General features: G+C 55.4%; 26 protein-coding genes and 3 tRNA genes. 14 read left to right on the top strand and 15 right to left on the bottom strand.

Annotated features, from left to right (window positions below):
- Nucleotides 1–98: 98 nt before the first annotated feature.
- Together ACR0MQ_RS01870 and grxD are read left to right on the top strand one after the other, a co-directional pair.
- The gene (locus ACR0MQ_RS01870; RefSeq protein ID WP_010439863.1) at nucleotides 99–335 is read left to right on the top strand and encodes a BolA family protein; all 237 of its coding nucleotides are present in this window, start codon (nucleotides 99–101) and stop codon (nucleotides 333–335) included.
- Between the two features lie 249 nt (nucleotides 336–584).
- Nucleotides 585–947 carry a Grx4 family monothiol glutaredoxin gene (gene grxD, locus ACR0MQ_RS01865; RefSeq protein ID WP_170539459.1) on the top strand — a complete coding sequence of 121 codons (363 nt, stop codon included), beginning with the start codon at nucleotides 585–587 and terminating at the stop codon, nucleotides 945–947.
- Nucleotide 948: 1 nt separating this feature from the next.
- Here the strand turns inward: grxD and ACR0MQ_RS01860 are convergent, their stop codons facing one another.
- The 3 genes from ACR0MQ_RS01860 to ACR0MQ_RS01850 are packed head-to-tail and all read right to left on the bottom strand — an operon-like array spanning nucleotide 949 to nucleotide 2,524.
- Nucleotides 949–1,299: an MliC family protein gene (locus ACR0MQ_RS01860; RefSeq protein WP_010439860.1), complete on the bottom strand. Its 351-nt coding sequence runs from the start codon at nucleotides 1,297–1,299 to the stop codon at nucleotides 949–951.
- A complete protein-coding gene (locus ACR0MQ_RS01855; RefSeq protein ID WP_170469928.1) occupies nucleotides 1,299–1,691 on the bottom strand; it encodes a cell division protein ZapA in 393 nt (130 codons plus the stop codon). The genes ACR0MQ_RS01860 and ACR0MQ_RS01855 overlap by 1 nt, the downstream gene beginning before the upstream one ends.
- A complete protein-coding gene (locus ACR0MQ_RS01850) occupies nucleotides 1,691–2,524 on the bottom strand; it encodes a coiled-coil domain-containing protein (protein WP_170770713.1) in 834 nt (277 codons plus the stop codon). The genes ACR0MQ_RS01855 and ACR0MQ_RS01850 overlap by 1 nt, the downstream gene beginning before the upstream one ends.
- Nucleotides 2,525–2,759: 235 nt before the next feature.
- On the opposite strand from ACR0MQ_RS01850, the gene tkt reads away from it, so the two are divergent.
- Nucleotides 2,760–4,784: a transketolase gene (gene tkt, locus ACR0MQ_RS01845; RefSeq protein WP_170770711.1), complete on the top strand. Its 2,025-nt coding sequence runs from the start codon at nucleotides 2,760–2,762 to the stop codon at nucleotides 4,782–4,784.
- Between the two features lie 60 nt (nucleotides 4,785–4,844).
- On the opposite strand, the gene ACR0MQ_RS01840 is transcribed toward tkt, so the two are convergent.
- A complete protein-coding gene (locus ACR0MQ_RS01840) occupies nucleotides 4,845–5,255 on the bottom strand; it encodes a hypothetical protein (protein WP_170770709.1) in 411 nt (136 codons plus the stop codon).
- Between the two features lie 17 nt (nucleotides 5,256–5,272).
- Nucleotides 5,273–6,244, bottom strand: a complete 972-nt coding sequence (locus ACR0MQ_RS01835; protein WP_170770707.1) for a DUF808 domain-containing protein — start codon at nucleotides 6,242–6,244, stop codon at nucleotides 5,273–5,275.
- A 180-nt stretch (nucleotides 6,245–6,424) separates the two neighbouring features.
- Here ACR0MQ_RS01835 and gap (ACR0MQ_RS01830) point away from each other — a divergent pair, with 180 nt between their 5' ends.
- The 3 genes from gap (ACR0MQ_RS01830) (at nucleotide 6,425) to gap (ACR0MQ_RS01820) (ending at nucleotide 8,729) form a co-directional block, all read left to right on the top strand.
- The gene (gap, locus tag ACR0MQ_RS01830; protein WP_170770706.1) at nucleotides 6,425–7,426 is read left to right on the top strand and encodes a type I glyceraldehyde-3-phosphate dehydrogenase; all 1,002 of its coding nucleotides are present in this window, start codon (nucleotides 6,425–6,427) and stop codon (nucleotides 7,424–7,426) included.
- 73 nt (nucleotides 7,427–7,499) lie between these two features.
- Nucleotides 7,500–7,643, top strand: coding sequence for a hypothetical protein (locus ACR0MQ_RS01825; RefSeq protein WP_008757368.1), 144 nt, complete (start codon nucleotides 7,500–7,502; stop codon nucleotides 7,641–7,643).
- Nucleotides 7,644–7,724: 81 nt separating this feature from the next.
- The gene (gene gap / locus ACR0MQ_RS01820; protein ID WP_480605499.1) at nucleotides 7,725–8,729 is read left to right on the top strand and encodes a type I glyceraldehyde-3-phosphate dehydrogenase; all 1,005 of its coding nucleotides are present in this window, start codon (nucleotides 7,725–7,727) and stop codon (nucleotides 8,727–8,729) included.
- Here the strand turns inward: gap (ACR0MQ_RS01820) and coaD are convergent.
- From coaD to ACR0MQ_RS01805, 3 genes are all read right to left on the bottom strand, one after another.
- Nucleotides 8,721–9,212: a pantetheine-phosphate adenylyltransferase gene (coaD, locus tag ACR0MQ_RS01815; protein ID WP_170778753.1), complete on the bottom strand. Its 492-nt coding sequence runs from the start codon at nucleotides 9,210–9,212 to the stop codon at nucleotides 8,721–8,723. The two genes, gap (ACR0MQ_RS01820) and coaD, sit on opposite strands and share 9 nt — an antisense overlap.
- An 82-nt stretch (nucleotides 9,213–9,294) precedes the next feature.
- Nucleotides 9,295–9,732: a CBS domain-containing protein gene (locus ACR0MQ_RS01810; protein ID WP_010439840.1), complete on the bottom strand. Its 438-nt coding sequence runs from the start codon at nucleotides 9,730–9,732 to the stop codon at nucleotides 9,295–9,297.
- 60 nt (nucleotides 9,733–9,792) lie between these two features.
- Complete coding sequence (locus ACR0MQ_RS01805; protein ID WP_480605496.1) at nucleotides 9,793–10,695, bottom strand: LysR family transcriptional regulator; 903 nt, start codon at nucleotides 10,693–10,695, stop codon at nucleotides 9,793–9,795.
- 104 nt (nucleotides 10,696–10,799) lie between these two features.
- Here ACR0MQ_RS01805 and ACR0MQ_RS01800 point away from each other — a divergent pair, with 104 nt between their 5' ends.
- A complete protein-coding gene (locus ACR0MQ_RS01800; RefSeq protein ID WP_039535334.1) occupies nucleotides 10,800–12,299 on the top strand; it encodes a CoA-acylating methylmalonate-semialdehyde dehydrogenase in 1,500 nt (499 codons plus the stop codon).
- Between the two features lie 188 nt (nucleotides 12,300–12,487).
- Complete coding sequence (locus ACR0MQ_RS01795; RefSeq protein ID WP_170539434.1) at nucleotides 12,488–13,087, top strand: L,D-transpeptidase; 600 nt, start codon at nucleotides 12,488–12,490, stop codon at nucleotides 13,085–13,087.
- A 79-nt stretch (nucleotides 13,088–13,166) separates the two neighbouring features.
- Here the strand turns inward: ACR0MQ_RS01795 and ACR0MQ_RS01790 are convergent, their stop codons facing one another.
- Nucleotides 13,167–13,643 carry a fasciclin domain-containing protein gene (locus ACR0MQ_RS01790; RefSeq protein ID WP_170469899.1) on the bottom strand — a complete coding sequence of 159 codons (477 nt, stop codon included), beginning with the start codon at nucleotides 13,641–13,643 and terminating at the stop codon, nucleotides 13,167–13,169.
- 71 nt (nucleotides 13,644–13,714) lie between these two features.
- On the bottom strand, nucleotides 13,715–14,566 hold the full coding sequence (locus ACR0MQ_RS01785; RefSeq protein ID WP_170770698.1) for a class I SAM-dependent methyltransferase: 852 nt from the start codon (nucleotides 14,564–14,566) through the stop codon (nucleotides 13,715–13,717).
- 134 nt (nucleotides 14,567–14,700) lie between these two features.
- Between ACR0MQ_RS01785 and ACR0MQ_RS01780 the strand changes: the two genes are divergently transcribed.
- Nucleotides 14,701–15,816 carry a carboxylate-amine ligase gene (locus ACR0MQ_RS01780; protein ID WP_170770696.1) on the top strand — a complete coding sequence of 372 codons (1,116 nt, stop codon included), beginning with the start codon at nucleotides 14,701–14,703 and terminating at the stop codon, nucleotides 15,814–15,816.
- 2 nt (nucleotides 15,817–15,818) lie between these two features.
- Here ACR0MQ_RS01780 and ACR0MQ_RS01775 read toward each other — a convergent pair whose 3' ends face one another.
- On the bottom strand, nucleotides 15,819–16,679 hold the full coding sequence (locus tag ACR0MQ_RS01775; protein ID WP_480605492.1) for a hypothetical protein: 861 nt from the start codon (nucleotides 16,677–16,679) through the stop codon (nucleotides 15,819–15,821).
- 160 nt (nucleotides 16,680–16,839) lie between these two features.
- Here ACR0MQ_RS01775 and ACR0MQ_RS01770 point away from each other — a divergent pair, with 160 nt between their 5' ends.
- The 4 genes from ACR0MQ_RS01770 (at nucleotide 16,840) to ACR0MQ_RS01755 (ending at nucleotide 20,407) form a co-directional block, all read left to right on the top strand.
- Complete coding sequence (locus ACR0MQ_RS01770) at nucleotides 16,840–17,982, top strand: acyl-CoA dehydrogenase family protein (RefSeq protein ID WP_170770694.1); 1,143 nt, start codon at nucleotides 16,840–16,842, stop codon at nucleotides 17,980–17,982.
- 7 nt (nucleotides 17,983–17,989) lie between these two features.
- A complete protein-coding gene (locus tag ACR0MQ_RS01765) occupies nucleotides 17,990–19,030 on the top strand; it encodes an enoyl-CoA hydratase/isomerase family protein (RefSeq protein WP_480605488.1) in 1,041 nt (346 codons plus the stop codon).
- A 3-nt stretch (nucleotides 19,031–19,033) separates the two neighbouring features.
- Nucleotides 19,034–19,906, top strand: a complete 873-nt coding sequence (gene mmsB / locus ACR0MQ_RS01760) for a 3-hydroxyisobutyrate dehydrogenase (protein ID WP_480605485.1) — start codon at nucleotides 19,034–19,036, stop codon at nucleotides 19,904–19,906.
- Between the two features lie 108 nt (nucleotides 19,907–20,014).
- The gene (locus ACR0MQ_RS01755) at nucleotides 20,015–20,407 is read left to right on the top strand and encodes a hypothetical protein (RefSeq protein ID WP_480605483.1); all 393 of its coding nucleotides are present in this window, start codon (nucleotides 20,015–20,017) and stop codon (nucleotides 20,405–20,407) included.
- 6 nt (nucleotides 20,408–20,413) lie between these two features.
- On the opposite strand, the gene uvrA is transcribed toward ACR0MQ_RS01755, so the two are convergent.
- From uvrA to ACR0MQ_RS01735, 4 genes are all read right to left on the bottom strand, one after another.
- The gene (gene uvrA, locus ACR0MQ_RS01750) at nucleotides 20,414–23,272 is read right to left on the bottom strand and encodes an excinuclease ABC subunit UvrA (RefSeq protein WP_480605482.1); all 2,859 of its coding nucleotides are present in this window, start codon (nucleotides 23,270–23,272) and stop codon (nucleotides 20,414–20,416) included.
- A gap of 107 nt (nucleotides 23,273–23,379) precedes the next feature.
- The gene (locus tag ACR0MQ_RS01745; protein ID WP_170770958.1) at nucleotides 23,380–23,946 is read right to left on the bottom strand and encodes a methyltransferase domain-containing protein; all 567 of its coding nucleotides are present in this window, start codon (nucleotides 23,944–23,946) and stop codon (nucleotides 23,380–23,382) included.
- 105 nt (nucleotides 23,947–24,051) lie between these two features.
- Nucleotides 24,052–24,128, bottom strand: a tRNA-Asp gene (locus ACR0MQ_RS01740).
- 52 nt (nucleotides 24,129–24,180) lie between these two features.
- Nucleotides 24,181–24,257: transfer RNA gene (locus ACR0MQ_RS01735), tRNA-Asp, on the bottom strand.
- 213 nt (nucleotides 24,258–24,470) lie between these two features.
- On the opposite strand from ACR0MQ_RS01735, the gene ACR0MQ_RS01730 reads away from it, so the two are divergent.
- A tRNA-Val gene (locus ACR0MQ_RS01730) sits at nucleotides 24,471–24,545 on the top strand.
- Nucleotides 24,546–24,612 lie beyond the last annotated feature (67 nt).

Below are 24,612 nucleotides of genomic sequence, written 5' to 3'. Positions count from 1 at the left end.
CGGCGCGCAGGAATTGTTGTTGAACGGAACCGGCCCCATCTTGCACGCCCCGTCTCATCGCTCTACATCTTGGGAAAGACCTTCAGGAGTAAACCTACATGCCGATGAGCGCCCACGAAATTGAAACTCTGCTACGCGAGAGCTTTCCAGATGCGGAAATCCAAGTTGGTGGCAGCGATGGCGTGCACATGTCTGCCATGGTCGTGGATGAAAGCTTTCGCGGTAAGAACCGCGTTCAGCAACAACGTGCTGTTTATGCCGCGTTGAAAGGCAAGATGGATGGCCCGGATGGAGAGTTGCACGCGCTGGCGCTGACCACGAAAGTACCGGAGTAATATGGAGCACGCGATTGTAATCTCAATTACATTCACCGTCTTTGTTGTGTTGATCGCGCTCATAGCTTGGAACCATTCAAAGGCGGGACGTAATACAAGACGAGGATCGCCACCTGGACAAGGAGAACACCTCCTGCATTCCTCCTACAATTCACATGACGGTGCAATTAGCTCGGCGCAGACCCATATTCCGAAGAATCCTCAAGACTACGCCAAAGCAATAATGCCGAAGAGCAAAGGAAACACCAAATGACCGACGTGAAAACCCAGATCGACGAAACCGTCAAAGCCAATGACGTGGTGCTGTATATGAAAGGTACCAAAGAGATGCCGCAGTGCGGGTTCTCGTCGCGCGTCGCTGGTGTATTGAACTACATGGGTGTCGAATATACCGACGTGAATGTTTTGGCGGACGACTCTGTCCGTCAGGGCATCAAGGATTATTCAGACTGGCCAACTGTGCCCCAGCTTTTCGTCAAAGGCGAGTTTGTCGGCGGCTGCGACATCATCACCGAGATGACCCTTTCGGGAGAGCTGGATACTTTGTTTGAAGAAAACAATGTCGGATACGACAAAGATGCAGCCGACAAAATCCGTGAAGCAAACGCCTAATTCACCGGCTAGAGCAGTCCTTGAACAAAACACGTTCGGGGGCTGTGCTGCCTTGGGCCTGATGGCTGATCGTAGCTTCCCAGCCTTTGGATCGAAGGGTGTATGTCCCTGCCCCGTCTACAGATTCGTAGCGAATACCTGATCCACTTTGAACCTGTTTCAGCGCAATTAACTGGTCCTCAATCAGCATCGCGGCAGCACCCGATCCATCTGCGGCGTTGAAATAGGACACTGGCACCTGCGTGTTGTTCTCGCAGTTAAATGTCACAGACAGTATGTCGATCTCGGCCAAACCTGCCGTAGCGTACAAAGACAATACCGCGGCCCCTGCTGCCGTTCGAACAAAGCCCATCAGGCGTTCCTTTCCTCGATCACCGCAGCCAGCGCTTCTGCACGCGCGGCCATCTCCGCCAATGTGTCTGTTACCGAAGGCGGCACCACTGCAACTTCAATTCGCTCGGGCTCGGGCAGAGGTTGACTACGCAGGCGATTTAACTCGGCTTCGGCTTCCACAAGCTTTGCCTCGGCCAGCTTCAGGCGATCTTCGTGCGCTGCAGCTTTGTCGGCCAACATTAGTCCGGCCATCAGCAACATGCGCGATTCAGGCATGCGTCCGATCTGGTCCGACAATACCTGTGCTTCATCATCCAAAAGCTTGGCCGCGGCCTGCAGAAAGGGCTCTTCACCGTCCTGGCACGAGACATCAAATCCTCGTCCACCGATATGAATGGTCACCTCGGGCATTATTCAACCTCTCCTTCAGCCAGATTGGCGTGGGTCAACAGCGGTTCGAGCCGGGCCAGAACCGCATGTGCTTCGGCCGCGTCCGAGGCTCTTGCGGCACGCGTTGCCTCCAACTCTGCAGCAGTTGCGCGATTCAGCATGTCTGCATCGGTCACACCCTCTTCTGCAGCGGCGCGCAATTCATCCACTGTTCCACGCAACTGTTCGTTTGCCTTGCGCAACCGTTGCAAATCGTCATCCAGTCGCGACATCGCCGCGCCATGGCTGGCACGCTCGGCACGCAGCATTTCAAGCTCGGCGTTCAGTTCGGTCAGCCGCTCGCTATCGACCAATTCAGCGCGCAGACGGGACAGCTCTGCCTCCATCTCTTCGGCGCGATCTGCGATGGGGGTCAATTGCTCGACCTCCGCCCGCAACGACTCGGCTTCTTCTGTGGCATTTTCCATGGATCGTAGGGTTTCGATTTCGGCTTTCAGCGAATTTACTTCGTCGCTGTTATCTAGTGCGGCCTTGGCCTCGGCTAACTCTGCGCGCGCGGCCTCGACCGTTGCAAGCTTTGCGGTCGCCTCGGCCAATTGATCACGCAGTGCAGCAACTTCTTCTCCTGATCCCGCCTGCTCCCGGAGTGCATCAACCTCAAGAGCGTGCCTTTCTATGAGCGATTTCAGCCGCTCTTCCAACTGCGCGTTGGCCAAGCGCTCTTCTTCAAGTTCTGATCGTAATGCAACACCATTATCGACCGCGGGCTCAGCGTCCTGCAGTGCCTCGACTCCGGTGCCGATCCGCTCCATCGCAGTAATGATACGGCGTTGTAATTCTTCGATCTGACTCATGCCCCTGTCACCTCTTTATCAAGGTTAGTTCTGCTATACGCCTGTCCGAATCAAAAGCGGCGGCTCTCTGCCCTAGTCTAACGGAATGTAACAGAAAATACCCACTGTTTGGTTTCAATCACTTGCACACCGCTCTTGAAGCGCCAGATCGGCGCAGAACCCGGTTCTGCTTGCACTTTGTCAGACGGATGGTATTCAGCGCTAAATCTGCCCGTAACCCAAAGGAATAACGCCCGTGGACCTGACTGCGCTGCGCAATGCCAACCCCGAACACTGGGACAAGGCTGCGGCCATCCGCACCCTGACCCTCGACGCCGTCGCCGCCGCCAATTCCGGCCATTCCGGTATGCCAATGGGCATGGCCGATGTTGCGACTGTATTGTTCGAAAAGCACCTGAAATTTGACGCCTCTGCCCCGAATTGGCCGGATCGTGACCGGTTCATCCTGTCGGCGGGTCACGGTTCGATGCTGGTCTATTCGCTGCTTTACCTGACTGGTCATGGCGACGTTACGCTGGAAGAAATCAAAAACTTCCGCCAGTTGGGTGCCAAAACAGCCGGCCACCCCGAGAACTTCCTGATAGACGGTGTCGAAACCACCACTGGCCCTCTGGGTCAGGGCATCTCGAACGCTGTGGGCTTTGCCATGGCTGAGGAAATCCAGCGCGCGCATTACGGCAAGAAGATCGTTGATCACTACACTTATGTGATTGCGGGCGACGGCTGCCTGATGGAAGGCGTTAGCCAAGAGGCGATCACCCTGGCTGGCCGACACGAACTGAGCAAGCTGATCGTCTTCTGGGACAACAACAACATCACCATCGACGGCACCGTTGATATCGCCGACCGCACCGATCAGGTGCGCCGTTTTGCGGCCTCGGGCTGGCATGTGCTTGAGATTGACGGTCATGACCCCAAGGCCATCGACGACGCCATCGTGCGGGCGAAAAAGTCGAACAAGCCGACAATGATCGCCTGCGAGAGCCACATCGCACTTGGCCACGCGGCGCAGGATACTTCGAAAGGCCACGGCGCACTGACCGATCAGGATCAGTTGAAGGCGGCCAAAGACGGCTATGGCTGGCCGCATGATGCGTTTGTCATCCCCACAGAGGTCAAAGCCGCATGGGAAGCTATCGGTACACGTGGTGCTGCCGAGCGCGCTGCATGGGAAGGGCGTTTCGCGCAAATCTCCGAGCGTAAGCAGGCGGAATTCAACCGTGCCTATGCGTGTGAAGCGCCGAAGAAACTGGCTGGTGCCATCCGGTCATTCAAGAAACAGATGTCGGAAGAGCAGCCAAAGCTGGCCACCCGAGCGTCGTCCGAAAAGGTTCTGAACGTGGTGAACCCGATCATGCCAGAAACCATTGGTGGTTCGGCTGACCTGACTGGTTCAAACAATACCAAATCGGCGGATATGGGCGTTTTCCTGCCGGAAAACCGCAAAGGCCGCTACATCCACTATGGTATCCGTGAACACGGCATGGCCGCTGCGATGAACGGTATGGCTCTGCACGGGGGCATCCGCCCCTATGGCGGCACCTTCATGGCTTTCACTGACTATGCCCGCCCTTCCATGCGTCTGGCTGCCTTGATGAAGGTGCCTACGGTCTTTGTGATGACACATGACTCGATTGGTCTGGGCGAAGACGGCCCGACCCACCAGCCGGTGGAACATCTGGCGATTTCGCGCGCAACGCCAAACACCTATGTCTTCCGCCCCGCTGACACTGTTGAGACTGCCGAAGCTTGGGAACTGGCACTTACCTTCAAAGACAGCCCCTCAGTCCTGTCGCTGACCCGTCAGGGCGTGCCAACAGTGCGGACCGAGCACAAAGGTAAAAACCTGACCTCACAAGGCGCATATGTGCTCGCTGACGCAGAAGCCAAACGTCAGGCAATCCTGATCGCTACCGGATCCGAGGTCTCGCTGGCCATGGAAGCCAAAGCGATGCTGGAGGCCGAGGGCATCGGCACCCGCGTCGTATCAATGCCCTGCATGGAGTTGTTTGCCGAACAGGATGAATCCTATCGCAAACGCGTCCTACCTGCCGGTGCCGTCCGCGTTGGCATCGAGGCCGCCGTACGCGCTGGCGGATGGGACCGCTGGTTGCTGGGTGAACGTGGCCGCGAAGCCAAAGCTGGGTTTATTGGCATGTCGAGCTTTGGTGCATCGGCCCCGGCAGGTGAGTTGTACAAACACTTCGGCATCACATCTGAAGCCACCGTTGCAAAAGTAAAAGAACTGCTGGGGCTGTAAGCACTCGGCTCAGGCTCAACAGTTAGAAATACAAAGGGCGGCTTTCTCGGCCGCCCTTTCCTATTTTGGCTGGCTTAATTTCGCCCTTAACGCCTCATATGCTAATTTCGCAAAGTCCAATCGCAGTTCGTACCGCTCCGCTGGCACGATCCCTCCGGGTACGTTTTGCCCTGCCCAAGACAAAATTTGCCGCACATGCGTTCCATAAAGCGGAATGAAGTGCGCAGATTGACCCGTAAGCAGGTTGAACATTCGCCCGCCTGCCCACTTGGCACGTTCGGCAGCTTTGTCCGCCGTATCGATCCGAAAATGCAGAACCCGATACAGTGCGTTCGGTTCAAACGGCATTTGTTCCGCACCAAGGTTCATGGCAGCCAATGCCGCTGCTTTACGTTTGGCAGCGAGCCCCCTCAACTTAAACCGGGTGCGGACTTGAACCGGTCGAAAGGCTGGTAAATGACTAAGATCCATCACCTCACGCCTTAGATTCAGTGAACTCCAGGCTTATTTGAAAACCTCCCGATCATCGGCGCAATGACCTTCGTCGCCAACGGTATTAACACAAATCCCCAAGCCAAACCGAACACCCCATCCATTGTCGCTTTTGCGATCCATTCGGCGGCTTTTTCCCATTGGGCAGGCACTGCATGTCCTACCGCATAAGCCCAGTCATGAATATGATGGCCCAGCCAGCCAAAGCCCAGAACCTCCATCCCGTGGATGATAATCGATCCTCCGACCCAGAGCATCGCGGCAGTTCCAACGATTGAAAGTGTCTTCATCACGCCGGGCATGGCTTTGACCAAGCCCCGACCAAGACCTCGGCCTACGGGCGTCGGTGCGTTCTTAGCCAGATACAACCCGACATCATCCATCTTCACGATCAGCGCAACCGAACCGTAAACTGCCAGAGTCACACCCAACCCAACCACCGCAAGCGTCGCAGCCTGCATCCAGATGTTGGGCGCTTCGATAGCCGCCAATGCAATGGTCATGATCTCGGCGGACAGAATGAAATCGGTCTTGATTGCCCCCTTGACTTTCTGCTCTTCCAAATGCCCTGGGTCGCGATTTTTCATGTCTTCTTCGATGACGTGACTGCCATGCGGGAACAAGACATGAAAAATCTTCTCGGCACCCTCAAAGCAAAGATACGAGCCACCTATCATCAGCAAAGGCGTAATCAGCCATGGCGCAAAGTTCGCCAACAGCAGTGCCACGGGCAACAGCAAGACAATCTTGTTGAAAACGGATCCGCGAGCGATGCGCCAGATGATGGGCAATTCTCGTGCCGGCGCGAACCCCTGCACGTATTTAGGAGTTACCGCCGCGTCGTCGATTATTACACCGGCAGTCTTGGCCCCGGCCTTGCCAGCCGCCGCTACGACATCGTCCACTGATGACGCTGCAACCTTTGCAATGCCTGCCACATCATCCAACAGGGCCAACAGACCACTCATCGCGCATCCTCTTGTTTATCCGCTGTTGCCGACACTACCTGATCCAACCCTTAGCGCAAGCGTTAGCGCAACCGGCGCAGGTTTGCGCTAACACCTTAAAAATATGCCATTTTTGCCCTTTTGAGATTCGGTTTTCACGGCTATATGGCCAGCAACACAAGCGCAGTTTGGAGACGTCGGATGACCATCAAGGTCGGTATCAATGGTTTTGGCCGCATCGGCCGCTGTACGCTGTCGCACATCGCCGCATCGGCGCGTAACGACATCGAAGTGATCAAGGTCAACGCCACTGGCCCGCTGGAAACATCGGCACATCTGCTGAAATATGACAGCATTCACGGCCGTTTCCCGCGCGAAGTGTCTGTCGAAGGCAACACCATGGATCTGGGCCGTGGCCCGATGGAAATGTTCTCGACCTATGACATGACCGAGCTTGACTGGGAAGGCTGCGATGTCGTCCTGGAATGTACTGGCAAGTTCAATGACGGGCTAAAGGCAAAGACGCACCTAGATCGCGGCGCTGGTAAGGTGCTGCTTTCGGCGCCGGGTAAGAATGTCAATAAGACAATTGTGTTTGGCGTAAACCACAACACCCTGACTGCAAACGACAATATGGTGTCCAACGGCTCCTGCACGACCAACTGCCTTGCCCCGCTTGCCAAAGTTCTGGATGAAGGCATCGGTATCGAGCATGGCATCATGACCACGATCCACGCTTATACCGGCGACCAGCCCACTCTGGACCGTCGTCACAGCGACCTGTATCGCGCGCGCGCAGCGGCGATGTCGATGATCCCGACCACAACCGGTGCTGCGGCAGCGCTAGGTGAAGTCCTGCCTAACCTCAAGGGCCGCTTGGACGGTTCCGCGATCCGTGTACCTACCCCAAATGTCTCGGCCGTCGACCTGTCGTTCCGCGCATCGCGCGACGTGACCGTAGAAGAGGTTAACGCGATCGTTGAAGAAGCCGCCAAGGGCCCGATGCAGCGGGTCCTGGGCTATGAGCCTGCGCCTCTGGTCTCGACCGATTTCAACCACACCGAGGAAAGCTCGATCTTCGCTCCAGACCAGACCCGCGTCGTTGACAACCGTATGGTGCGTGTACTGGCATGGTATGACAACGAATGGGGCTTCTCGGTGCGAATGGCGGATGTCGCCGTTGCGATGGGCCGCCTTAACTGACCCTTCGCACATCGCTTGTACCTTGTTGCCCGCTCAGGTTATCTGAGCGGGCATTTTCGTTCAGGGCGCAGCAATGACAAATCAAATCGCCATCTGGCTTGGAGTCCTGATCCTGGGTGGGCTGATGCTGGACGTTGCACTGTTCGGCACCGAACACCTGCTGTTCCTTGGTAAGAAACTCTACGATTTCCTGGATTGGCTCGCCTTCTGGCGATGACAGAGGTTTTGCTTGACTTTCGCGCCAATCTAGCTTTGTTAGCGCTAACCATCAATCGACCGAATTCTGACGGAGCGCATTATGACACTCAAGCTGGCAATCAACGGATTTGGACGGATCGGGCGTGGCGTTCTGCGAGCCGTCATGGAGTCCGGACGTACTGATGTTGAAATCATCGCAATCAACGATCTGGCAAAACCCGAAATGAACGCACATTTGTTCGAGTTCGACAGTGTGCATGGCCGCTATCCCAGACCTGTCACACTGACTGACGCCGGTCTGGATGTTGGTGCCGGACCGATCCGGTTGACCAGCGAGCGAGACCCCGAAGCACTGGACTGGTCTGATGTGGATGTGGTTCTGGAATGTACCGGCGTCTTTCGTACCCGCGAAGCAGCCGAGCGGCATCTGAAAAACGGATCAAAGAAAATACTGATCTCCGCCCCTGCCCGCGGCGATGGCGGTGTGAAGACCGTCGTCTTTGGCGTAAACGATCATGAGCTGACCGCTGACGATATCGTTGTCTCGAACGCCTCGTGCACAACCAACTGCCTGTCGCCCGTGGCCGCAGCACTGGACGCAGGGCTTGGCATCAAGCACGGCAATATGACAACCGTTCATGCCTACACGGCGAGCCAACCGGTTCATGACACAGCTGGGAAAGACCCCTACCTGTCGCGCGCAGCAGCACTGTCGATGATTCCCACGACAACCGGCGCGGCGTCTGCAGTGGGTCTGGTTTTGCCACAACTGGCCGGAAAGTTGACCGGGCAAGCCATTCGCGTGCCTACGCCCAATGTCTCAGTTGTTGACCTGGTCGCCGAAGTATCACGCCCAACAACCGAAGAGGAGGTCAATGCCCTCTTCGTAGAAGCCGCCGCGAAAGTCCCCGGCGTTTTGGCAGCCGAGAATCGCCCGCTGGTATCGATCGATTTCAACCACGACTCACACAGCTCAACTGTTTCGCTGGCTGAAACCAAAGTAACCGACGGCACGCTGGTGCGCGTACTCGCTTGGTACGACAATGAGTGGGGCTTCTCGAACCGGATGCTGGACACGGCCGCCGCGATGGGTGCCCTAGCCTAAACGCTCACGCAGAGCTTCATTGACGCGGGGCGTGACGAATTTCGACACGTCCCCATTCAACCTGGCGATTTCTTTGACCAGTTTCGAGGCAATCGCCTGATGCCGAGCCTCGGCCATTAGGAAGACCGTTTCAATCGAGTCGTCCAGCGCGCGGTTCATGCCAACCATCTGGAATTCATACTCGAAATCCGCGACCGCGCGCAGACCGCGCACAATGATTTGCGCCCCGACATCTCGTGCACAATCGATCAGCAGGTTTTCAAATGGATGCGCCACGATTTCCGTGCCGGTCTGCTCGGTGAGATGCGCACACTCGGCTTCGATCATCGCGACTCGTTCTTCCAAAGAAAACAGAGGGCCCTTGTCGCGGTTGATAGCGACGCCAATCACAAGCTTATCCACCAATGCAGCGGCACGGCGAATGATGTCGATATGGCCCAATGTGATTGGGTCAAAGGTACCGGGATATAATCCAACCCGCATAGGGCTCTCCAGCGCAACAAAATTTCTGCGCAAGCAAACATAACTTTGCCGCAGGTGCAAGAGGCTGAAACAGCCCCCGCGTTCAGTGGCCCATGATCATGCCTTCAAGCGCGTCTTTTTCCATAGCAAGTTCAGCCAGTTGCGCCTTGACCGCATCGCCCAGCGTTACGATTCCAACCAGTTTGCCCTCTTCCAGAACAGGCATATGGCGAAATCGACCTTCCGTCATTTGTGATAGGATGGATTCGACCGAGTCCTGCTGGCTGGCTGTTACAAGCTTCTTGGTCATGTAGGTACTGACCGGCTTGTCCAGGCACCCGCTACCACTGGCTGCCAGCTCGCGCACGATATCACGTTCGGACAGGATGCCCGAAGCCGTCTGCCCGCCATCTTCGGAGACGATCACAGTACCGATCCGATTCTCCGCCAGAATTGCAGCGGCCTGCGAGACCGACGCCGATGGTTCGACTGTCACTACGCCGCTGCCAGCTTTGGACTTGAGAATGGCCTGAACGAGCATCTGCAAAAACCTCCGGAATAACGTACTGTTTTCTAAGCGTTGCCGGAATGTCTGAAGGTGTCAAGGTGAAGCTTCGGCTTCCAGCCGCGCTACTTCGTCCCGCAGGCCACGTGTTAGTGCTTCGGCAAACCGATTCAACCGCTCATTGCGCTGGTCACCCTGATGGCGGACCAAATAGAACCCCCGGGTCAGACTTACCTGATCCGTCAGTATTTTTTGCAATCCCCGGTGGAACGGCAATGTAAAATCATGCGCAACACAAACCCCGGTGCCCAGCGACACCTGCCGCAACTGAACTGAGACCGAGTTTGATGCAAGCGCGACACGCTCAACACCTATATCGTTGAGGTAGTCAAGTTCCCGATCGAAGATCATGTCCGGGATATAGCCGATCATCCTGTGCCCTTTCAGATCCTCAATGGTTCTAATTTCAGCGTGGCGATTCAGGTAATCTTTCGTGGCGACCATGTGCAGCCGATAATCGGATATCTTTTGAACCAGCAATTGCCCGGCAGTGGGCGCACTGACAGTGACCGCCATATCGGCCTCTCGCCGGGATAGGTTGATGATGCGCGGCAACGCCAAAATCTGAATATCGAGGTCAGGATTCGCATCGCTGATCTTGGCGCAGACCTGCGGCAAAAGGTAATTGGCACTTCCATCCGGCGCACCAATTCTGATCTGACCACTCAGCGAATTGGCGGAACCCGACATGACACCTGTCGCAGCGCGCATAGCCTCTTCTGCCTGTAGACCATGCTCCATGAGACGCTGCCCCGCAGTCGTCAAAACATAGCCCTGCTGCGATTTCGTGAACAACACAGCGTCCAAAGCCGCTTCCAATCGCGCGATTCTGCGACCGACAGTCGCCGGGTCTATCTTAAGAACCCGCCCAGCCCCAGAAAGGCTTTCGTCGCGAGCAACTGCCAGGAAAACCCGCAAATCATCCCAATTCGGTGTCATGCCTCTCCCCTTGCATTTTTGCAAAACTGATTTGAAATATTGCCTCTGTTCAGGTGATTTTCGCAAGTCTATTCTGCGCGCAACCTAATCCGGAGGAATTTGCCATGCAGAACCTGACCCATTTCATCAACGGTGAACATGTCGCCGGCACATCTGGTCGCTTTGATGATGTGTTCAACCCCGCAACGGGCGAAGTGCAGTACCAATGCCCGATGGCAAGTGTTGCCGAGACCACCGCAGCGATCGAAGACGCCGCAGCTGCTCAGGTCGCTTGGGGCGCAACCAACCCGCAGAAACGCGCGCGCGTCATGATGGCGATGGTTGGCTTGATGAACCGCGACATGGACAAACTGGCCGAGGCGCTCAGCCGTGAACATGGCAAGACCATTCCCGATGCGAAGGGTGACTTGCAGCGTGGTCTGGAAGTGATCGAATATTGCATCGGTGCGCCCCAGATGCTGAAAGGTGAATTCACCGACAGCGCGGGCCCGGGCATCGATATGTATTCGATGCGTCAGCCGCTGGGTGTGGTCGCCTCGATCATGCCGTTCAACTTCCCGGCCATGATGCCGCTGTGGCATGTCGGCCCTGCTCTGGCCTGCGGCAACGCAGTTGTTCTGAAACCGTCCGAGCGTGACCCATCTGTTCCATTGATGCTGGCTGAACTGTTTGTCGAAGCTGGTCTGCCCAAAGGCGTGTTCCAGGTTGTAAACGGCGACAAAGAGGCCGTTGACACCCTGCTCGACAGTGAAATCATTCAGGGCGTGTCGTTCGTGGGTTCGACCCCGATCGCGCAGTACATCTATGCTCGTGCAACCGCCAACGGCAAACGCGCGCAATGCTTCGGTGGCGCCAAGAACCACATGATCGTTATGCCTGACGCCGATCTGGATCAGGCCGCTGACGCGCTGGTCGGTGCTGGCTTCGGCGCAGCTGGCGAACGCTGCATGGCAATCTCGGTCGCTGTACCGGTTGGCGAAGAAACCGCAGACGCGCTGATCGAAAAACTGATCCCGCGTGTCGAAAAGCTGAAAGTCGGCCCCTACACAGCCGGCGACGATGTTGACATGGGTCCGGTTGTTACTGCTGCCGCGAAAGAGCGAATTCTTGGTCTGATCAACTCGGGTGTTGAGCAAGGCGCGAAGCTGGTTGTCGACAACCGTGACTTCAGCCTGCAGGGTTATGAGGACGGTTTCTTTGTCGGCCCGCACCTGTTCGACAACGTCACGCCCGACATGGACATCTATAAGCAAGAGATCTTTGGCCCGGTCCTGTCGACCGTCCGCGCGGGTTCTTATGAAGAAGCGCTGAAGCTGGCGATGGATCATGAATACGGCAACGGCACAGCGATCTTCACCCGTGACGGTGATACCGCGCGTGATTTTGCCAGCCGGATCAATATCGGCATGGTTGGCATCAACGTCCCGATCCCGGTTCCGCTGGCCTATCACACCTTCGGAGGATGGAAGAAGTCCATGTTCGGTGACCTGAACCAGCACGGCCCGGACAGCTTCAAGTTTTACTCGCGCACCAAGACTGTCACATCGCGCTGGCCGTCGGGTATCAAAGAAGGCGGCGAGTTCAACTTCAAAGCCATGGACTGATCTGTTAGTTCATTAATCGGGAAGCCCGGCCTAACGCAGGCCGGGCTTCTTTCGTTTTGGGCCTGTTCTCGCTGGTTCAGACACTTCACAAGAAATTCAGAGACCCACCTCTGGAAAAATCAGGCAATCACCAATATTTTATCGGCGATTCAACTAATCGAGCAGTTCGTATCTTTCCGGAGGCAACCTTGTCACAAAATCGTTTGACCCGTCGCCATGCCCTGTTGGCCGCCGCATCTCTGATTGCGACACCAGCCATCCTACGCGCCCAAAGCATCGATGCTTTCCCGCAGGATGAAGAAGCGATCAGCACACAATTACCCGTCCGTCGCAATGTGTCGTCATTCTCGCAGCAGAATTGGCAGGATCACTTTGACGAATTGGGCGTCGGTGCGTTGCTGGCCGATATCACCAGCCGGGCTGTGCATTACTGGGGACCCGATGGGACCTACAAACTCTATCCCAGCTCTGTCCCGATGAGCGAAGAGCTCACCAAGCGCGGATATACCAAAGTCACGCGCAAGTCGGAAAACCCAAGCTGGACTCCAACTGCATCAATGCGCGAACGCGATCCGTCGTTGCCGGTTCGCATGGAGGGTGGCGAACCCGGGAACCCGTTGGGGACCCGCGCTATGTATCTTGGCTGGCCTGCCTATTTGGTTCATGGCACCCACGATACCCGCAAGATCGGACGCCAAAGCTCGTCCGGCTGTATCGGTCTTTATAACCAACATGTGGAAGAGCTGTATCCTCTGGTGAAGGTCGGCACTCAGGTACGTTTGGTTTAAACGGCAAATTTCTATCAGGAATTCAAAAAAGCCCCGTCCTTCAGGAATGGGGCTTTTTACGATTGTGGAAGTGGTAGGTTTATTCGGGGATAATCACTTCATCTACAACGTGAATGACGCCGTTACTGGCTTCGATATCAGCCTGCACAACTTCGGCGCCGTTAACTTTCACACCATTCTTTGCGTTCACGCTTAGACGATCGCCTTGTACGGTCAGAACCTTTGCTCGTTTCCCAGCGATGTCACCAGACATCACTTTGGCTGGCACAACATGATAGGTCAGGATCGCTACCAGCTGGTCCTTGTTTTCTGGTAGAAGAAGAGTTTCAACCGTGCCTTCGGGCAGAGCGGCAAAAGCCTCATCCGTAGGTGCAAAAACAGTGAAGGGCCCATCGCTTTTCAACGTATCAACCAAGCCAGCGGCCTGAACGGCAGCGACCAGAGTGTTGAACGACCCGGCGGCGACTGCCGTATCGACGATATCTGCGGCCTGTGCTTTGACGGGTAGTGCAAGTGCAAATGCGGCGGCAGCGCCCATGAATGTGCGACGGAACATGGCTGTTAACTCCTCTCCAGCTTGTTATGCAGAGGATTACGGGCCTTTTAGCAAACCGGATCACATGTTGATCATTTTTCTTTGAGCTGCACCCATATGCTCTGCGCGCGACCGTCTTTCAGAAACGGCAATGCCTCCACCGCGTCGGGGCGTTCCTGTTGCAAATAATATCCGGGCCAAAGCATTGAATAGAAGCCAGATTGCAGCAAGGCGTGCAGCATGTATTGCTCGCCCCAACCCGGACAATCATAGAAGAACCGCTTAGGATATTCGTAAGGCAGAAAAACATCGTGGACGTGGATGACAACGCCCGGTTTCAGCGCAGGAATGATCCGGCAGAATAAATGAGCCACGTCATTGCTTATCCGAACCACGTGGCTTGAATCGATGAAAAGAACGTCTCCGGCTTCAAGCTGTTCGAATATTGCGGGATCGACCTCTTCCAGTCGCTTTTGCTCGAACCGATCAACGACATGAGCGATATCGGCGCGCGGATACGGATCAATTGCGGTGATGGTCGTATCAAGGGCCCCATCGATTATCGCTTGGCGTGTCACGCGGGTCGAGTTTCCGCAGCCGACTTCGATCACGCGTTTTGGCTGAAAGCGGCGGATCATAAGATAAAGCGCATCCGCGTCCGGGCTATCATAATACCCGTTGTTGGTTACATAACCTGTCTGATTGCGCGCAGGATCTTTTAGCGCCGCAAGATCGTCGGCGTGTCGCGTGTACGCGTCCACCAACTGTGTGATATCGAACTCTTCCATCCCCGGTGACAGGGCATATGCAGGGCGGGTCAGCCCCCCTGCCCGCTCAAAGGCTTCAAGCCGCGCCCGTTCATCCTGTTCCGTGACCTTGTCGATCAGCTTCACTCCTAACTCGTCCAGAGCAGCGTTGATCTGTGGAAATTTTCTGGGTTTCACGAGGATGGCTCCAATCTACGTTGCGCCTTTCCTTACCTTTGCTCGCGGCACCTCTGCAAGAACCCTTGAGCCAAACCCTTGGCAAAAGAGAAAATTCCGTATTCACTGATTGGAATTGAACGACGAGGACCGCCATGCAGCAGGAATTCACGTTAGGCATCGAGGAAGAGTATCTGCTGGTTGATCGCGACAGCATGCAGCTTGCGCATGCCCCGACCGCGTTGATCGAAGCTTGTCAAAGTGATTTCGAAGGTCAGGTCAGCCCCGAATTTCTGCAATGCCAGATCGAGGTCGGAACCCGCCCGCACGCCAACATCAAATCCGCCCGAGAAGACCTAAAGCGGTTGCGGTCCTGTGTCTCAAAGCGCGCGGCTGAATACAATATGGCACCAATCGCGGTTTCCTGCCATCCATTCGCAAACTGGAAAGATCAGCATCATACAAGAAGAGAGCGCTATGACGCATTGCAGCACGCTCTTGGCGGCGTTGCACGCCGAATGCTGATCTGCGGGATGCACGTGCATGTGGGGATCGAAAACCGGGCCCTGCGCGCTGATCTGATGCCACAGCTGTCTTACTTTCTGCCGCATCTCCTGGCTTTGTCTACTTCGTCACCTTACTGGAACGGCGAGGATACGGGCCTATCCTCCTATCGGTTGACCGTATTCGATAATTTGCCCAGAACCGGTTTACCTCCGGTATTCGGTAGTTGGGGCGAATATGAACGTACAACCGGAGTTTTGGTCGAACTCGGGGTAATCGAAGATACCTCAAAAATCTGGTGGGACCTGCGCCCTTCGCATCGCTTTCCAACGCTCGAAACCCGGATCATGGATGTCCAGCCCCGGCTGGAACACACATTGTCTTTGGCGGCTTTGGCGCAAGCCTTGACCCGGATGTTATGCCGTCTGAAAGCGCGCAATCTACGTTGGCGGCAATATGACAAGTTCCTGATCGGCGAAAATCGCTGGCGTGCGCAACGCTATGGCGTTGGCGAAGGGCTGATTGATTTCGGGGATCGCTCGATCAAGCCCATGGCCGAACTGATGGGTGAACTCATGGGTATGCTGGCTGAAGATACGGAAGCGCTCGGCACGATGACCGAGATTGCACGTCTAAGGCACATTGCCGAGACAGGCACTTCTTCAACCCGCCAACGTCGCGTCCATGCCGAGGCTGTCGCGCGCGGAGATGATCCGGGGAAAGCCGTGGTTAGCCATCTGATCGAAGAGTTTCACGCTGATTTGTAGTTTCAGACTGCGGCCAGTACATCCTTAATCCGTTCAGCCACCGGCTCGTACAGGTCCCGGTCTGTCCAATATCCGTTGTGCGAAAACGGGTTCCAAGACGTAAATATTTTGCCTGCATTGATTGGCTTGTCTTTCAAGGCTCTGCTTTGTGCCAGCTGCGCATAGCTCGGCGCACTTTTGCCCAACGGAAACCCAAGAACATCGTGACGATCATAGTAGTTGTGCCACCATGTCGTAAACCGGAGCGCGGGTGGAAGCTCGCGATTAGGAGCCATTATCGGGAATATCTCATTCTCGGGATACGCGAACAAGAAGATCGGAATATTGCATCCGAAGGTCACGATCCCCGCGACTGTTTTCATGTTTTCTACATGTGTCGGATGAACCGGTGATCCACCCTGCCGCAGATGCCTCTGCATATCGTAGATATAGTTGGACATTATGTGCCCACCCAGTGAATGGGCCAGTATCAGGACGGGGCCGTCATGGCCTACCTGATGTTTGACCACACCCATCACATTCTCGATTTTCTTGTGGATCGCATCATAGATTTTGTCACCGTCATCCGGCGTCGGGCGATACGAGGCAGCATCGGACAAGTTACACACAACAAACTCGCGCAGCTTGTCATAGCCCAAACTACGGTTGATCTTGCGCAGATAATCTTTCTGCCGCCCCTGCAGGATTTGAGCCCAAACAACCTCATGCCAGATCACATGGCTCATATCGGCTCCGATCCGGTTCGCGACGCGCCGCTTCAATCCTTTCGAAAATGTTGGGGTTGTTGATGCAGGTTGCCCTTGGGGTCTGTATTGGCTTCCCATTCCGTGAATGGCGATCACGGCCATTTTGTGAGACGGCATCAGAATACTCCATAAAATCGATCTTTTGAATTTCCTCAGTATAGCGCAGGCAAGTAATTCTCCCAAACCCGTCCGCAACGTTTGCTGCCGCTGAAAAATTTCTGTAAGGATTGAAGAATAAAACGCTTGTTCAATTCTGCAGTATACAGGGACCACCGCCATGGATTTCGCGTTGACCGAAGAACAGACGGCCATTTTTGATATGGCCTATGCCTTTGGCCAGGAACATATCGCCCCATTCGCGCGCCAATGGGAAGCTGACGGCACGATACCGAAAAATCTTTGGCCCAAGATCGGCGAACTTGGATTTGGCGCCCTCTACGTCTCGGAAGAAGTTGGCGGATCAGGCCTGAGCCGCCTTGATGCGACGCTGGTGTTCGAAGCCCTGTCGATGGCCTGCCCCTCGGTCGCGGCTTTCCTGTCAATCCACAACATGTGCGCCAAAATGCTGGACAGCTTTGCCAGTGATGATCTGAAATCGCGCATCATGCCTGACATTCTCAGCCTTGAGACGGTGCTCAGCTATTGCCTGACGGAACCCGGTTCCGGCTCAGACGCAGCCGCTTTGAAAACCCGGGCTGAACGCACGAACGAGGGATACACCCTGAACGGCTCTAAGGCTTTCATCTCGGGCGGCGGTTATTCGGATGCCTATGTCTGCATGGTCCGCACGGGTGAGGATGGTCCCAAGGGAATTTCGACGGTCTATGTCGAAGACGGGACACCCGGCCTTAGCTTTGGCGCTCTGGAGCAGAAAATGGGCTGGAAAAGCCAGCCCACCGCGCAGGTCCAGTTTGATGACTGTAAGATCCCCGCAAGAAACTTGGTCGGTGCAGAAGGCGACGGATTCAAATACGCCATGATGGGGCTGGACGGCGGACGCCTGAACATTGCTTCCTGCTCATTAGGTGCAGCGCAGAATGGATTGGATTTGACGCTGCAATACATGTCCGAGCGCAAAGCATTCGGCCAATCCATCGATCAGTTCCAAGCGCTGCAGTTCCGCCTCGCCGATATGGAGATCGAATTGCAGGCCGCCCGCACCTTCCTGCGGCAAGCAGCGTGGAAACTGGATCAGGGCGCGCCTGATGCCACCAAATTCTGCGCCATGGCCAAGAAATTCGTCACCGAAACCGGATCGAAGGTGGTTGACCAGTGCCTGCAATTGCATGGCGGCTACGGTTATCTGGCCGACTATGGCATCGAAAAGCTTGTGCGCGATCTGCGCGTGCACCAGATACTTGAAGGCACCAACGAGATTATGCGCGTCATCGTTGCACGGCAAATGCTGGCGAACCGCTGAGGGTCCAATGGCTGACATCTATATACGTACCGTAGGGCGCGCCGGGCGCATCACGTTAACTCGCCCAAAGGCCCTGAATGCACTTAGCTATGAGATGTGCATGGCCATCGACACCGCTCTCCGGAGTTGGCGTGAGGATGATGTAGTCGATCTGATCATTTTTGACGCCGAGGGTGAAAAGGCTTTTTGTGCCGGTGGCGACATTGCAGAGCTATACGCAACTGGCACCAATGGCGATTACGATTACGGCCGTACCTTCTGGCGCGACGAATATCGGATGAATGCTACAATCTTTGAATACCCCAAACCTGTTATCAGCTTCCTGCAAGGCTTTACCATGGGCGGCGGTGTTGGCATCGGCTGCCATGGAAGTCATCGCATCGTTGGCGAAAGCTCGCAGATTGCTATGCCGGAGTGTTCGATCGGTCTGGTCCCTGATGTGGGCGGAACACTGATGTTGGCGCTGGCGCCAGGGCGTCTAGGCGAGTATTTGGGATTAACCGGCTACCGAATGGGCCCCGATGACGCAATCTTTGCTGGCTTCGCGGATCATTTCATTCCGCAAGACCGCTGGGCGGGCCTTATCGAAATGCTGGAAGCTTCCGGTCGTGCAGAATTTGTTGAAGAGCACACTGAAACTCTCCCGAAAGGCAAACTGGCCGAGCTCCAACCACAGATCGACGCGTTTTTCGGCGGAGAAAGCCTGACTGATATCCTGAACATCCTGCGTAGCGACGGCCAGGAATTCTCGTCGAAAGTTCTCAATGGCCTCAAACGAAATGCTCCGATTTCGATGGCCTGTTGCATCGAAATGCTGCATCGGTTGCGCGGACCGAATTTGACCCTGCGCAAGGCATTGGAGATGGAGTATCGCTTTACCTATCGCGCGATGGAACACGGAGATTTTCTGGAAGGCATTCGTGCACAGATTATAGACAAGGATCGCAATCCAAACTGGCAATTTGCAGATATGAACGTACCTGCGGCAGCAGTCTCGAATATGTTGCAACCATTAGGTGAGAAGGCGCTGACCTTTTCAGAGGAGTAAGGGATGAAAATCGCATTCATTGGACTGGGCAACATGGGCGCCCCAATGGCAGCCAATTTGGCAGCGGCCGGTCATGAAGTGGTCGGCCATGACATGGCAGACATATCGATCGATGGTGTGACGATGGCCGCGTCAGGGGGCCAAGCCGTTTCTGGCGCAGAGGCGGTCATCACCATGCTTCCCAATGGCCAGATACTGCGCACCGTGGCCAATGAGGTTATTCCTGCGATGCAGAACGGTGCGGTTCTGATCGACTGTTCGACCGTAGATGTCGACAGCGCCCGCGTCGTAGCCCAGCAAGCCACAGACGCCGGTCTGCTCTCGGTGGATGCACCGGTTTCAGGTGGAATTGGCGGCGCCGCAGCCGGCACGCTGACCTTTATGGCTGGTGGCTCTGACACCGCTTTTGCCAAAGCCGCCCCGTTGTTTGAAATCATGGGCCAAAAAGCGGTTCACTGCGGCGAGGCGGGCGCTGGTCAAGCCGCCAAAATCTGCAACAACATGATCCTCGGCGTCACCATGATTGCCACCTGCGAGGCATTTGCACTGGCTGACAAGCTAGGGTTGGACCGCCAAAAAATGTTTGATGTGGTAAGCACTTCTTCTGGCTACAGCTGGACGATGAATGCGTATTGCCCCGCGCCGGGTGTTGGCCCCGAAAGCCCTTCTGACAATGATTATACCCCTGGCTTTGCCGCCGAGTTGATGCTGAAAGATCTTCGCCTCAGCCAACAGGCTGCAGAAAGCGCTGATGCCGATACTCCCATGGGAGAAATCGCAACTAAGCTTTATGAACAGTTTGTCGAACACGAAAATGGCTTAGGTCGCGATTTCAGCGCCATGTTGCCACGGTTCGAGACGCGCGGCCGAAGCTAACACTCTAGCAGCGGAAAACCGCACAGGGCTGGAATACAAGGAGGCGCGCTCCTACGTGATTGGGTATTGTACAAGCAAATACAAACACCCACGCCGGAGTGCGCCTCGATGAAAATTCTGACCTGCCTTTCAATGGTCGCCCTGATTGCGCTGAGCCCAGCCGTAGCGTTGGCCGGGAATGGCAATGGTAAAGGTAAGAACAAGTCCAAGTTGCAAGTCGAACGAGTCGCTCCGCAATTTGGTGTGGTGCGTAGCAATACTGGCCATTGCCCTCCGGGGCTTGCGAAAAAGGCTGTGCCTTGCGTGCCACCCGGGCAGGCCAAAAAGCTCTACCGAAAGGGTGATCGGCTTGATGATTACATCTGGATTGACGACCCTTATCGCTATGGATTACGGCGCGGTGGCAACTATGTGCGTGCCGGTGACTATGTCTATTCAATCGACCCGGACACGCGCAAAGTGTTGAACCTCATCGGCGCGGTTGCCGACATCCTTTACTAGAGTTCGCTATTCAGCGGCCACACGTTCAGTATTGAGCATCGGTTTTAGGTAGCGTCCGGTATGACTGCTCTCGCATTCCGCGACATCTTCAGGTGTGCCCTCTGCCACGATCTGGCCGCCTCCGTCGCCTCCCTCGGGACCGATGTCGATAATCCAGTCGGCGGTCTTTACCACATCCAGATTGTGCTCGATCACCACGACCGTATTTCCCTGATCCACCAGTTCGTGCAGCACTTCCAGAAGCTTACGAACATCTTCGAAGTGAAGACCGGTTGTCGGCTCATCAAGGATATATAGTGTTCGCCCGGTCGAACGTTTGCTGAGCTCTTTCGACAGCTTCACGCGCTGCGCTTCACCACCAGACAGCGTTGTTGCTTGCTGACCGACCTTGATATAGCCCAGCCCGACGCGCGCAAGGGCATCCATTTTGTCTCGGATCGAAGGCACGGCCTTAAAGAACTCTTGCGCATCTTCGACAGTCATATCAAGCACATCCGCGATGGACTTGCCCTTGAATTTGATCTCAAGCGTCTCGCGATTATAGCGCGCGCCCTTACAGGTTTCACAAGTCACATAGACATCGGGCAGGAAGTGCATCTCGATCTTGATCACACCGTCACCCTGACAGGCCTCGCAGCGTCCACCTTTGACATTGAAGCTGAAGCGACCGGGTTTGTAGCCACGCGCCTTGGCCTCAGGCAGGCCCGCAAACCAGTCGCGGATCGGCGTAAAGGCTCCGGTGTAAGTCGCTGGATTTGAACGCGGAGTCCGGCCAATCGGACGCTGATCGATATCAATCACCTTATCCAAATGCTCTAGACCTTTAATCGTCTCGCAAGGCGCCGGTGTCTGACGCGCACCATTTAGCCGCATCGAGGCTGTTTTGAATAACGTCTCAATCGTCAGGGTGGATTTACCGCCTCCTGAGACCCCAGTAACACAGACGAACTTGCCCAGCGGAAAGTCTGCCGTGACATTTTTCAGGTTGTTTCCAGTGGCCTTAACCACGCTCACCTTCTGCTTCTTACCTTTTCGCCTCTCTGCAGGCACCGCAATTTCACGCGTCCCAGACAGGTACTGACCGGTAATCGAAGCCGCATCACCAGCGATGTGTTCGGGCGTGCCATGGCTGACGACCTGCCCACCGTGAACGCCAGCCCCGGGTCCAATATCGAAGACATAGTCAGCCTCGCGAATGGCCTCTTCGTCGTGCTCTACGACGATAACGGTGTTTCCCTGATCGCGCAGGTTCTTGAGTGTCCCCAACAGCCGGTCATTGTCGCGTTGATGCAGACCGATCGAAGGTTCATCAAGTACATACAATACCCCGGTCAGGCCCGATCCGATTTGGCTGGCCAAACGAATGCGCTGGCTCTCGCCACCGGACAAAGTGCCACTTGAACGTGACAGTGTAAGATATTCCAAACCCACATTATTCAAAAAGCCGAGCCGTTCGCGGATTTCCTTCAGAATGGCCCGAGCGATTTCGTTCTTTTGCGCAGTCAGATGGTTCGGCGCATCCTCAATCCAGGCCAATGCCTCTCGGATCGACATCTGGACCACCTGCCCCACATGCAGCCCTGCTATTTTTACAGCCAGCGCTTCTGCGCGCAGACGATATCCCTCGCAGGTGCCACAGGGACGATTGTTCTGATAACGCTCGAATTCTTCGCGAATCCAGGCGCTGTCAGTCTCGCGATATCGGCGCTCCATGTTGGGTATGACGCCCTCGAAGCTGCGCGTGACCTGATAAACGCGACCACCTTCGTCATAGCGGAACTGGATTTCCTCATCGCCAGAACCACGCAGGAACACCTGCTGAACTTTATCGGGCAAATCCTTCCACGGCGTGTTTTTGTCGAACTCATAGTGCCGCGCGATGGCTTCGATGGTTTGCAGGAAATACGGGGATTTCCCCTTCCGCCACGGCGCCAAAGCCCCATCATACAGCTTCAGCGTCTGGTCCGGCACAACGAGGCGTTCATCAAAGAACAGTTCAACCCCCAGACCGTCGCAATCGGGGCATGCTCCGAAAGGCGCGTTGAATGAAAACAGACGGGGTTCGATCTCGGGGATCGTGAACCCACTGACCGGGCAGGCAAAATTCTCACTGAACGTGATCCGCTCGGGGTCACCCTCTTTCGGTGCGGTTTCGAGAATTGCAATCCCATCGGCAAGATCCAGCGCTGTCCGCAGGCTGTCAGCCAAGCGCGTTTCCATCCCTTCACGTACAACCAAACGATCAACCACGACGTCGATATCATGTCGGAACTTCTTATCCAGCGTTGGCGGTTCATCCAACTCGTAGAACTCGCCATCGACCTTGACGCGCTGGAACCCTTGTTTGCGAAGTTCCAGGAATTCCTTTTTGTACTCGCCCTTCCGGTCCCGCACGATTGGGGCCAGCAAATAGCCACGGGTGCCCTCCTCCATGGTCATGATCCGGTCGACCATGTCTTGCACTTGCTGCGCCTCGATAGGCAGCCCTGTGACCGGGCTGTAGGGCGTTCCAGCACGAGCAAACAACAGACGCAAATAGTCGTAAATCTCGGTCACGGTCCCCACGGTTGAGCGGGGGTTCTTGGACGTCGTCTTCTGTTCGATCGAAATAGCAGGGCTCAGGCCGCTGATGTGATCTACATCGGGCTTTTCCATCATATCCAGAAACTGCCGCGCATAAGCCGACAAGCTTTCGACATAGCGGCGCTGACCTTCGGCGTAGATAGTGTCAAACGCCAGCGAGGACTTGCCCGAGCCAGAAAGACCGGTGATCACCACCAGCTGATCACGCGGAATGTCAACATCAATGCTTTTGAGGTTATGCTCGCGCGCGCCGCGCACCTCGATATTCTTCAGCTCAGCCATTCTGGCCCCCAACAGATACGTCTTTCAGAGATAAGCGAGCAGCGCCGAGTCTCCAATCGAAAAGTTAGAACAAAGCAAGAACTAGCGGATTTTCTCCGGCTTACCAACTACTGAATCGATTTCCGGGCCAATGCCCATGCGCAAATTGGGAAATCCGGGTCATTTTCCAATTCGTCGGTCTCGGGATCGTAGGTCGGTGGCCAATCCAGTTCCAGATTTCGTTGGGCTGCATGGCGATTGCCCCACTGCTCTGCCTTGATGCCAGTCGGATCAAAACCGCACTCACTTAGCAAATTCTTCAATCCTCGCGCAGTCCACCGAGAACAATCCTGCGGAGCTGCGTGAAACGGAATGAAAAAAGGCACTGCGAGCCAGAAGTAACCGCCAGGTCGCAGCATCTCCAACACATTCAAAGTCGCTTCATAGGGTCGATCAAGATGTTCCCAAACCTGATTGGCCAGGATCAGGTCAAATTGCCGGACTTGTCCGTGTTCATCCAGCAATGGTCCGCAGCAGATATCAAGCTGACGCTGCCAGGCTTGCGTATAGTTCTGAAAGGCGAATTGCTTACCCCACGAACCTGAAATCTCGAAAGCCTCCAGCTTCTGCGGATTGAGCCCATGAATCCACTGACGGCTGCGTCGGGCCATCACGACCCGGTTCAAGCTTGTCATGAGCACCCTTTCGGACAGAATTGAAACGGACGGAAACGTCATGCCAGACCTCAGGACACCCTGCAATGCGATAGCGTGGGTATGGTGTCTGATTTCAAAGGAAAATGGCGCGGTTGACGGGGCTCGAACCCGCGACCCCCGGCGTGACAGGCCGGTACTCTAACCAACTGAGCTACAACCGCGCATTTTGGGTCTATGTGTGATCCGTTTGCCCGGATCAAAGGCTGACAGTGATGGCGCGGTTGACGGGGCTCGAACCCGCGACCCCCGGCGTGACAGGCCGGTACTCTAACCAACTGAGCTACAACCGCCCACTGCCCGTTCATCTCTGAACGTTGGGGTGTATTATGGCCACCGCTGTGCAGCGTCAAGCGGCGTTTTCAAGTTTTTTGCTTAATCACGGATTTTTCCAATGCGAGTAACTTTGAACAAAGCGAACGCATCGTGAAAACCCTGGTCCACGGCCAACGGATAGCGATTTCAGCTTGCGAATATTTCTTGGTTTCTTTATTTGAGCCCGCCAAGGGTGATTAGCTCAGTGGTAGAGCGCTTCGTTCACATCGAAGATGTCAGGAGTTCAAATCTCTTATCACCCACCATGTTTTCAATAACTTATTAGCTGCAAGTAAAGTGCTGGGGTTCCTTCAGATCAAGCGCTCAGCACAC

The sequence above is a fragment of the Ruegeria sp. AN6 genome, assembly GCF_056540425.1.
The sequence above is the reverse complement of the archived record's forward strand: the minus strand, read 5'-3'. Positions and strand labels throughout refer to the sequence as shown.